This is a genomic window from Winogradskyella sp., assembly GCF_028282165.1.
Taxonomy (GTDB): domain Bacteria; phylum Bacteroidota; class Bacteroidia; order Flavobacteriales; family Flavobacteriaceae; genus Winogradskyella.
Map to the genome: position 1 here is coordinate 125,925 of NZ_JANQIM010000006.1, position 10,434 is coordinate 136,358.

The 10,434-nt window shown below is 34.7% G+C and carries 10 protein-coding genes, 1 tRNA gene and 1 pseudogene; 6 read left to right on the forward strand and 6 right to left on the reverse strand.

Annotated features, from left to right (window positions below):
- The 3 genes from cdaA to Q0972_RS03855 are packed head-to-tail and all read left to right on the forward strand — an operon-like array spanning position 1 to position 2,381.
- Positions 1-783: a diadenylate cyclase CdaA gene (cdaA, locus tag Q0972_RS03845; RefSeq protein WP_299362826.1), complete on the forward strand. Its 783-nt coding sequence runs from the start codon at positions 1-3 to the stop codon at positions 781-783.
- Positions 783-1,580: a DUF3667 domain-containing protein gene (locus tag Q0972_RS03850; protein ID WP_299362829.1), complete on the forward strand. Its 798-nt coding sequence runs from the start codon at positions 783-785 to the stop codon at positions 1,578-1,580. The genes cdaA and Q0972_RS03850 overlap by 1 nt, the downstream gene beginning before the upstream one ends.
- Entirely contained in the window at positions 1,581-2,381 is an 801-nt protein-coding gene (locus Q0972_RS03855; RefSeq protein WP_299362832.1) for a DUF3667 domain-containing protein, read from the forward strand.
- Here Q0972_RS03855 and Q0972_RS03860 read toward each other — a convergent pair.
- Positions 2,378-4,147 carry an ABC transporter ATP-binding protein gene (locus tag Q0972_RS03860; protein ID WP_299362835.1) on the reverse strand — a complete coding sequence of 590 codons (1,770 nt, stop codon included), beginning with the start codon at positions 4,145-4,147 and terminating at the stop codon, positions 2,378-2,380. The genes Q0972_RS03855 and Q0972_RS03860 overlap by 4 nt on opposite strands.
- 28 nt (positions 4,148-4,175) lie before the next feature.
- Positions 4,176-4,922 carry a tRNA pseudouridine(38-40) synthase TruA gene (gene truA / locus Q0972_RS03865; protein ID WP_299362837.1) on the reverse strand — a complete coding sequence of 249 codons (747 nt, stop codon included), beginning with the start codon at positions 4,920-4,922 and terminating at the stop codon, positions 4,176-4,178.
- Between the two features lie 73 nt (positions 4,923-4,995).
- Between truA and Q0972_RS03870 the strand changes: the two genes are divergently transcribed.
- A complete protein-coding gene (locus tag Q0972_RS03870; RefSeq protein WP_299362839.1) occupies positions 4,996-5,487 on the forward strand; it encodes a metallophosphoesterase family protein in 492 nt (163 codons plus the stop codon).
- A 64-nt stretch (positions 5,488-5,551) separates the two neighbouring features.
- On the opposite strand, the gene Q0972_RS03875 is transcribed toward Q0972_RS03870, so the two are convergent.
- Positions 5,552-5,962, reverse strand: coding sequence for a DUF4293 domain-containing protein (locus Q0972_RS03875; RefSeq protein ID WP_299362841.1), 411 nt, complete (start codon positions 5,960-5,962; stop codon positions 5,552-5,554).
- Positions 5,963-6,177: 215 nt separating this feature from the next.
- Between Q0972_RS03875 and rho the strand changes: the two genes are divergently transcribed.
- Positions 6,178-7,830, forward strand: a complete 1,653-nt coding sequence (rho, locus tag Q0972_RS03880; protein WP_299362843.1) for a transcription termination factor Rho — start codon at positions 6,178-6,180, stop codon at positions 7,828-7,830.
- A gap of 115 nt (positions 7,831-7,945) precedes the next feature.
- On the opposite strand, the gene rpsT is transcribed toward rho, so the two are convergent.
- The 3 genes from rpsT to proS form a co-directional block, all read right to left on the reverse strand.
- Complete coding sequence (rpsT, locus tag Q0972_RS03885) at positions 7,946-8,197, reverse strand: 30S ribosomal protein S20 (RefSeq protein WP_299362845.1); 252 nt, start codon at positions 8,195-8,197, stop codon at positions 7,946-7,948.
- A gap of 23 nt (positions 8,198-8,220) precedes the next feature.
- A tRNA-Glu gene (locus Q0972_RS03890) sits at positions 8,221-8,292 on the reverse strand.
- Between the two features lie 109 nt (positions 8,293-8,401).
- Positions 8,402-9,880: a proline--tRNA ligase gene (gene proS / locus Q0972_RS03895; RefSeq protein WP_299362847.1), complete on the reverse strand. Its 1,479-nt coding sequence runs from the start codon at positions 9,878-9,880 to the stop codon at positions 8,402-8,404.
- A gap of 100 nt (positions 9,881-9,980) precedes the next feature.
- Here proS and Q0972_RS03900 point away from each other — a divergent pair.
- Positions 9,981-10,434: pseudogene (locus Q0972_RS03900) on the forward strand (hypothetical protein); the annotation flags it as partial.

A 10,434-nucleotide genomic window follows, 5' to 3' on the forward strand; every position in this document is an offset into this window, starting at 1 on the left:
TTGGACGATTTACAACTTTGGGATTTTAGATTCATTGATTTTGTTGATGTATTCCTTGTTGCTATCCTCCTATACTACATTTATAAACTTGTAAGAGGTACAGTTGCCGTCAATATATTTATCGGTATTCTCATCATTTATTTTGCTTGGCGACTCACCGATTACCTGCAAATGCAAATGCTATATAGCATATTTGATGGTTTTATGAAAGTCGGTATTATTGCGCTCATTGTTGTCTTTCAACCCGAAATCCGTAAATTTTTACTGCTAGTTGGTTCTACCAATATTGGTGGGAAAAAGGGTATTTTCAAAAACTTCAAGTTCTTAAAAAATAATGACCAAACGACTACTGATATCGATGCCATCATTAAAGCATGTACCAAAATGGGAGCCTCCAATACAGGTGCACTTATTGTTATTGAACGTAATAATAATCTGGATTTCTTAACCAATACCGGTGACGAGATGAATATTCTGGTCTCTCAACCCATCATTGAAAGTATTTTTTTTAAAAATAGTCCCTTACATGATGGCGCTATTATTATTGAAAAGAACATTGTAAAAGCCACACGTGTTATCTTGCCTATTAATAATGAGAAAAATATCCCTGAACGTTTCGGTTTAAGACATAGAGCTGCCGTGGGCATTACAGAAAAGACAGATGCTTTGGCTATAGCCGTAAGTGAGGAAACGGGACAAATCTCTTACCTTAAAAATGGTGAGTTTGTAATGTTTAAAGATACCGATGATCTTATTAAAAAGATAAAAGATGATTTAGCCTAATGAACTGTAAAAACTGTAACCATCCCTTAATTGACGGCCAAAATTATTGTGATAATTGCGGTGCCAAGGTGATTAGAAACCGATTGACCCCAAAAGTGCTGGTACAACAGATTAATGAACAGTTTTTATCGATAGATAACAAATTTCTACAAACTTGCATTGCCTTATTTACAAAGCCCGAAGATGTTATAGATGGTTATATCAACGGCCTACGAAAAAAATACGTTGGCGTGATTACTTATTATGCTATTTCACTTACCGTTCTAGGATTCCAAATGTTTTTACTCAAAAACTTTTTCCCAGATTTTTTAAGTGCTCAAGATAATTTCTTTGAGGAAAGTTTTAAGCTGGGTAATGAAAGTAATGAGGATCCACCATTTGATTTCCCAAGTTTTTTTAACAATTACCAAGGTGTATTTTTTTCTGTTTTGATGCCGTTTATTGCCATAGGAACTTGGATAGTTTATTTAGATAAAAGAAAACATAACTATACAGAGCATTTAGTTATAAATATGTATTTAACTGCACAAACCATCTATTTTGGTTTTGTAGTATATCTTATCTTAGCAATATTTGATATTCAAAATTATCTAGCCGCCTCTATTTTAGTAACACCTCCTCTAATATTATATGGCGCTTATGTCTTTAATCGCATTTATAAATCTTCATTTTTAAAATCACTCATTAGATATGTAGCTGCATATACTATGTATATTATAGTCTTTAGTATTATAATGATAGCTTTGTTAGCAATACTTTTTGCCTATCTATTCGCAACGGGAAAATTAAAGCTATAAATGAACTGCAAAAACTGCCATACTGAATTACACGAACACGATGATTATTGTAGAAATTGCGGGGCAAAAGTGATACGAAAGCGCCTGACTCTCAAGAATCTTTTTGAACACCTAAGTGAAACGTTTTTTAACTACGACAACAAACTACTAAGAACCGTTATTCAATTATTTAAAGAACCTGAAGATGTTATAGTGAGTTATATTAATGGTGTACGAAAAAAGTATGTTAATCCGATTAGTTTGTTTGGTCTGGCACTAACACTTTCTGGATTATACATCCTAATTCTCAATAAGTACTTTCCTGAGGTATTCGATTTTTCTAGTTTAACCGTAAAGGGACAAGAAGAATTTCAAAAGAAAAATATGATCTTTGTGCAGGAGTATCAGTCCATCATCATGATGCTTTATGTGCCACTTTATGCTTTAATGGCCAAAGTGGTATTCTTCGGCAAGAAACAATTTAACTATACAGAACTCTTAGTTGTATTTATGTACATACAGGCTCAAATATCTATTGTAAGTTCTATTGCTATTATTTTACTTGGTGTATTAGGTCTTGCAAATAGTATTGTTGGTATGTTAACCATACCCTTAATGATTTTATATGCAGCCTATTGCTTAAAGCGGATTTACAAGCTAAGCTTATTAGATATTATTGTTAGGACTATACTTTTTGGTGCCGTTTTATTCGTCGTATTTATAATATTAACGATTCTTTTAATGGTGGTCATGTATTTCAACGGAGACTTAGAGCAAATGATTGAGGCCCAAAGAGCAGCTAAGGAAGCCGCTAATACTTAAACGGCTTCAGCTTTTAAAAACTGAACTTCATATAAGTTTTTATAGTACCCATCTTTCTTTTTAAGAAGAGATTTATGTGTGCCCATTTCTACAATTTGGCCTGCATCCATTACTATAATCTTATCGGCTTGCTGAATCGTTGCCAAACGATGGGCAATAACTATAGAAGTCCTACCTTTAGTGATAGTATCTGTAGCTTCTTGTATCAACTGTTCCGAGTATGAATCGACAGATGATGTAGCTTCGTCTAAAATTAAAATACTCGGGTTAGTAACATAAGCCCTTAAGAATGAAATTAACTGACGTTGACCAGAAGACAGCATTACACCTCGTTCTTTTACATTGTAATGATACCCTCCTGGGAGACTCGAAATAAACTCATGTATCCCAATAGCTTTAGCAGCAGTTACTACATCTTCTTCCGTAATGTACTCATTATTAAGCGTAATATTATTTAAAATGGTATCCGCAAACAAAAACACATCCTGTAGTACTACGGCTATTTGATTTCGCAATGAACTCAAGGTCATTGCCTTGATATCTGTACCATCGATTCGTATATAGCCAGAATCGATTTCATAAAAACGGTTCAATAAATTAATGATCGTGGATTTTCCTGCTCCTGTTGCCCCTACTATGGCAACAGTCTCTCCTGCTTCTACATCAAAAGAAATACCTTTTAGCACTTCTTCGTCTTTGACATAAGAAAATCTTACATTGTCGAATTCTATACGCCCTTTAAAATGATTGGCTTCAATAGTACCTACATCATCTATATTTGAATCCGTATCTAAAACCTTAAACACACGATCTGCAGCTACCATTCCCATCTGTAGCGTGTTAAACTTATTGGCAATTTGATACAATGGTCTAAACAACATAGGGATAAACATGGTGAATGAAATTAAATCACCTAATGTAGTACCTGGTACACTAGAAATGGTACTAAAGCCACCGACTAGAATAACCATGGCCAATGTTAATGAAGAGACAAATTCTGCCACAGGAAAGAAAATTGAGTTATACCAAACCGTTTTTAACCATCCCTTTTTATGGCGCTCGTTAATTGCTTTAAAATTATTATACTCGGTAGCTTCTCTTGTAAATAATTGTAAGATCTTCATCCCCGTAACTCGCTCCTGCACAAAGGAATTAAGATTTGACACCTCAGTTCGAACATCTTCAAAAGCACGTTTCATGTATTTCTGAAATATTTTTGTGGCAATCACTATAATTGGCATCGTTGCAAAAACAATTAAACTTAACTTCAAGTTGATGAAGGCCATAAAAATTGCGACAACAAGCATCTTTAGGATATCACTGAAAATCATGAATAGTCCCTGCCCAAAGATATCAGCTATTCGCTCCATATCCGTTACAGCTCTTGTAATCAGTACACCCACCGATGACTTATCAAAATAGGTCATTTTAAATTTTAGGATATGCCTAAAAAGTTTAACTCGGATATCCTTAACTACAGATTGCCCTAACCAACTTGCATAATAAATGAAGAGTAATTGTGACACAACTTCTAATAGCAACAATGCCAGCATAATGCCAATGTAAAAAACAAAGCCACCATATTCCTTGTTTGCTATCTTAATGTCTATGGCATCCTTTAAAACTCGTGGTCTTAGGGCCCCAAAAACCGCCAAGCCAATAACACAAACCAAAGAAATGACAAAAACAGTCTTATAGGGTTTTATGTAGTGCAATAGACGCTTAAAAAGCGTCATATCAAATATTTTTTTCTTTTCTTCTGCCATGTTCACTTACGATGTAGTAAGGAATGTTTTAATTCAATTTTATGTCTTCCGGATAAGTTACCTCAACCAAATATAATCCATGGGCCGGTACCGAAAACCCTGCCTTACCCCTATTCTTTGAGATTATAATTTCATGTAAATCATTCGGTTTCAGTTTTCCTAATCCAATATTTACCATCGTTCCAACAATTGCTCTTACCATATTCCTTAAAAAACGATCAGCTGTAATTGTGAAAATTAATTCATTATCATTCTCGATCCAAAAAGCTTCTTTTACATCACAATAATACGTTTTTACATCCGTATTACTTTTAGAAAAGCATTGAAAATCATTATATTCAAATAAGATTTTGCAAGCTTCATTCATAGCTACTATATTTAGAGGCAACTGAACCTGATACGCAAAGTCATGATTAAACACATTTTTAGATGTTGAAATTTTATAATGGTATGTTCTACTTATGGCATCAAATCTGGCATGTGCATCAGAATTGACCTTGAAAATAGAATGTATCGCTATATCCTTTGGCAAATAAGAATTAAGCTTATAAACCAAATCTTTTAAACCAAAATGGCTTTCAAAATCAAAATGGGCAAACATCTGTGAAGCATGGACTCCAGCATCTGTTCTACCAGCACCAACAATGGCTATATCACTTTTTAATATGGTACTTAATGCGTTTTCCAAAACCTCCTGTACAGAAATAGCATTAGGCTGATTTTGCCAACCATGATAGGTTTTACCATTGTAAGACAACTCCAAAAAATATCTCAAAAGATTAGCTATTTTTGCTTTTAAAGACACAAAGATACGTAGAATCGGTAGTTAAAATCACAATATTATCTTAATGAAAAAAATACTTCTTTTATCTGATAATCACAGTTATATTGATGATGCTATACTTAAACATGTGAAGCAAGCTGACGAAGTGTGGCATGCAGGAGATATCGGCGATTTAAGAGTAACGGACAGAATTAAGGACCATAAACCTTTAAAAGCTGTTTATGGTAATATTGACGATACCAAAATTAGAAGCGAATTTCCACTTCATAACAGATTTATGTGCGAAGAAGTCGATGTTTGGATCACTCACATTGGTGGTTATCCACCAAAGTATAATGGTCGCGTAAGAGAAGAACTAATTCATGACCCTCCAGATTTATTCATCTGTGGACATTCGCATATTCTAAAAGTAATACCCGATAAAAAACTAAATCTGTTGCACATGAATCCAGGTGCCATTGGTAAGCACGGTTTTCATAAAAAAAGAACAATGCTTCGCTTTAAAATTGACGGAAAACAAATAAAAGATCTTGAGATTATTGAATTTGAAAGGTAAAAAAATGAAAAACCCAGACGGCAGCGTCTGGGTTTTTCGCACTAATACTACTAAGATTTTAGGTTCATCGTAATCGATCTACAGATTTTACAAGATCTTCATCCTTTTTAATAGCCTTGTTGGCCAAGACTAAACACACAATAGAAAAAATAGGAAGAAGCATCCCAATACCTTTCTCAGAAACATTTGTTTCTCCAGATAAATTTAGAGATTGATACACAAAGAATCCTAGTAAAACTAAGTTCAATATTATATTGAGTCGTCCAATTACAAATTGAGACTTTCTATTTTTATATCTAAAAATTGAAATCAATGATAACAAAGCCGACCCTAAAAACATACCCAAATAGGTATAATCATCTAGCGCAAAAACCTTAGCGCCCTCATTATTTATCCATAAATGAAAGACAAATATGAGACCTGCTGAAATTGCCGCAGCTAAAATCAAGTATAGTGTCTGTATGCGTTGAATCATGTCTTTAATTAAAATCGAGTGGCAAAATTAGTGGTTTATTTTTTAAAAAGATAGAAATTGTTTTAAAATAAAGTTGTATAATTGCATTAGAAAGGAGCAATATACAGAGTTGCATCATTCTATCTTCCAAATTAATTTCACTTTTTTTCTTTTTATTTCATTTAGAAAATCTTGAATTAATAATATCAAATTGTAATACATTATACAGCATACGAATGTTCGAAATTTCACAGTTAAAAGCTAAGAAGCTACCTGAATTACAGGATATCGCCAAACAATTAAGCGTACCAAAATACCGAAGCCTGAAAAAATTGGATTTAGTATATCAAATCTTAGATTACCAAGCTGCAAATCCTGAAGCTTTAAAAACTAAAGTTGAGACAGAGACCAAACCTGACCCTAAACAGAATAAACCTCAACAAAAACGAGCCAGAGTACAAAGAGCAACGAAAGAAAACAAGGATCAAAAATCTTTAGATTTTTCAGAGAAATCAGAGAAAAAAGAAGAGTCTAATACTCAAGAGCATAAATCTAATAACGAAAGGCAGAATCAGAAACGTCAAGACAATACCACTACGCCTAATGAGCGTACCGATGACAATAGACGTTCTAACAACAATCAAAATAACGATAACAAGCAAAATCGCAGTAAAGACAATAATAATCGTAACAATAATAATAACCATAATAATAGCCAAAAAAACAATGGTAATAAGGACAATAGAAATCGTTACCGCGAACCAGATTTTGAGTTTGATGCTATTATTGAAAGTGAGGGCGTTCTAGATATTATGCAAGACGGCTACGGTTTTTTGAGATCTTCTGATTACAACTACCTCACATCTCCTGATGATATTTATGTATCTCAATCCCAAATAAGACTCTTTGGGCTTAAAAAAGGAGATACCGTTCTGGGTCACGTTAGACCACCAAAGGAAGGTGAAAAGTACTTCCCATTGATAAAAGTCAGTAAAATTAACGGACAAGATCCTAATGTAGTTAGAGATCGAGTCGCTTTCGAACATTTAACGCCTCTTTTTCCTAAAGAAAAATTCAATATCGCCGAAAGACAAAGTACCATTTCTACTCGAATTATGGATTTGTTTTCACCAATAGGTAAAGGACAACGTGGCATGATCGTATCACAACCAAAAACGGGTAAAACCATGCTGCTTAAGGATGTGGCCAATGCAATAGCCGCTAATCATCCCGAAGTTTATCAAATGATACTATTGATCGACGAACGACCAGAAGAGGTTACCGATATGCAACGCAACGTACGCGGTGAGGTAATTGCATCAACATTTGACAAAGAAGCTCACGAGCATGTAAAAATTGCAGATATTGTTCTCGAAAAAGCAAAGCGCTTGGTAGAATGTGGACACGATGTGGTCATTCTTTTAGATTCTATTACACGTCTGGCAAGAGCCTATAATACTGTACAGCCTGCTTCAGGAAAAATATTAAGTGGTGGTGTAGATGCCAACGCACTTCATAGGCCAAAACGATTCTTTGGGGCTGCACGTAATATTGAAAATGGTGGTTCATTAACTATTATAGCAACAGCATTGACTGAAACCGGTTCTAAAATGGATGAAGTAATCTTTGAAGAATTTAAAGGAACAGGTAATATGGAATTGCAATTAGATAGAAGAATTTCTAATCGCAGAATATTCCCAGCCATAGACCTCGTATCTTCTAGTACCCGTCGTGATGATTTATTGTTAGACGATAATACGATTCAACGCATGTGGATTATGAGAAAATATCTAGCTGACATGAATCCTATTGAAGCCATGGAATTTGTTAATGACCGCTTTAAGCAAACCAGAAATAACGAAGAATTCTTGATTTCTATGAATGGATAAAAGAATTCTTTTAAGAATAAAAAGAAACCTTGGAGCTTAGCTCCCAAGGTTTTTTATTAAACAAAAAAGTCTTCCAAATTTGGAAGACTTTAAAATATCTTAGTAATTTCTACAATTATAATGCAGCAACATGTTTAGTTAATTGAGACTTTAAGTTACCTGCTTTGTTTGAATGAATAACATTCTTCTTAGCTAACTTGTCAATCATACTAATTACAGAAGGTAACATTTTTTGCGCTTCTTTTGCGTCAGTTAGCTCACGTAATTTTTTGATAGCGTTACGAGTAGTTTTGTGCTGATATCTATTAAGCACTCTCTTTTTTTCACTACTTCTAATTCTTTTTAATGCTGACTTATGATTTGCCATTTTATCTTTTCTTATTAAAAATGTAGCCCGTAGGGGAATCGAACCCCTCTTACCAGGATGAAAACCTGGCGTCCTAGCCGATAGACGAACGGGCCATTTGGTTACTTTATATCATTAAATGAACCTACAATGTTTCCATTGCGGATGCAAAAATACAACTATTTTTAAATGTTGCAACTACTAATAAAACTTTTTTGATTTTTTTTAATAAGCCTTTGCAAATAATACACGTTTATTAGATGGTTTACCAGTAAGTACACATTTTCCAGATTCTTCCTTACTGTCTATAGGAATACACCTAATAGTGGCTTTGGACAACTCCTTTATTTTTTGTTCGGTTTCAGATGTTCCATCCCAGTGCGCCAAGATAAATCCGGTTTTTGTTTCTAGTACCGTTTTAAATTCCTCAAAATCTTCGACCTCGGTTATATGCGAATCTCTATATGCCAAAGCTTTATTAAAAAGTCCTTTTTGAATTTCCTCAAGTAAGTCTTCAACAACAACATTAATACGATCTAATATTACCGTTTCTTTAGTAAAGGTATCCCTTCTTGCCAATTCTACTGTATTATCCTCTAGATCTTTTGGTCCAATAGCAATACGTAAGGGTACACCTTGTAATTCATGCTGAGCGAATTTTGCTCCTGGTCTTAGTGTATCTCTTCCATCAAATTTCACGCTTATGTTACGCTCCTTGAGATCACTAATAATTTCGTCTGCCACTTGCTTCACAGCACTAAATTGCTCGTCATTTTTATATATAGGGACAATAACAACCTGATATGGTGCTAGGTTTGGTGGCAATACCAAACCCTTATCATCACTATGCGTCATAATTAAGGCTCCCATTAATCTTGTAGATACACCCCAAGATGTGGCCCATACATAATCTAATTTACCATCTCTATTAGCGAACTTAACATCAAAAGCCTTTGCAAAATTTTGCCCTAAAAAATGAGAAGTCCCAGCTTGCAGAGCTTTACCATCTTGCATTAATGCTTCGATGCACATGGTTTCTTCGGCACCCGCAAAACGCTCACTCTCAGTTTTTAGACCCTGTATAACCGGAATTGCCATAAAATTCTCAGCAAATTTTGCATACACATTATTGATAAGCTTTGTCTCTTCCCAAGCTTCATCCTTTGTTGCATGTGCAGTATGCCCTTCCTGCCATAAAAATTCTGCCGTACGTAGAAAAAGTCTTGTTCTCATTTCCCATCGTACAACATTGGCCCATTGGTTCACTAATATTGGTAAATCTCTGTAACTTTGTATCCAATTCTTATAAGTATTCCAAATAATGGCTTCACTGGTTGGCCTAACAACAAGTTCTTCTTCTAATTTGGCGTCTGGATCAATCCTTAACTTTCCTTCATTATCAGGATCTGTTTGCAATCTGTAATGAGTAACTACGGCGCATTCTTTAGCAAATCCTTCCGCATTTTTCTCCTCAGCTTCAAACAAGCTTTTAGGTACAAACAATGGAAAATAAGCATTTTGATGACCCGTTTCCTTAAACATTCTATCGAGTTCAGCTTGCATTTTTTCCCAAATTGCATAACCATAGGGTTTAATAACCATACAACCTCTTACTGCTGAGTTCTCAGCCAAATCGGCTTTTACGACAAGCTCGTTATACCATTTTGAATAATCTTCTGCTCTACTCGTAAGATTTTTGCTCATTTTTAGTGTTTTGGCACAAATATTGTGACTTTGTTAAATAAAAGAATAGTTCAGCAAAACTAACTATTTTTGCTATGTTCAACAATAAAATATAATAGATATGCAATTTAAAACCATTACACCCCGAAAATTGCCATTTTTTGTTGCATTAGGTCTTTCGGCCTTTTTAACTTCATGTGGTTCATTTCAATATGCAGGATACGATAACGACGGAATTTATTCATCGAACGGGAACCAAGAAGAACAAGAAACTGTCGTTGTTGAACAAGAACCTGTAGTGACTACATCTACCGATGACTCCAATTATTATAAAAATTATTTTGCTGAAAATTCGGCTCAAATTGATGCCTTTAAAGAGGAGAGTGAAATTTTTACAGACGTAGACTCTTATGAAGGTAATTATATGGAAAAAGCTCAAGATACCCTCGAACAGAGAGGTCCCTATGGTGGATGGGGCCAAGCCAATGACAATATCACCATTAACATCATTGACAATGGATGGGGTGTTTGGAACGACCCTTGGCTATGGGGAGCCGGTTGGGGCTGGGGAGGTT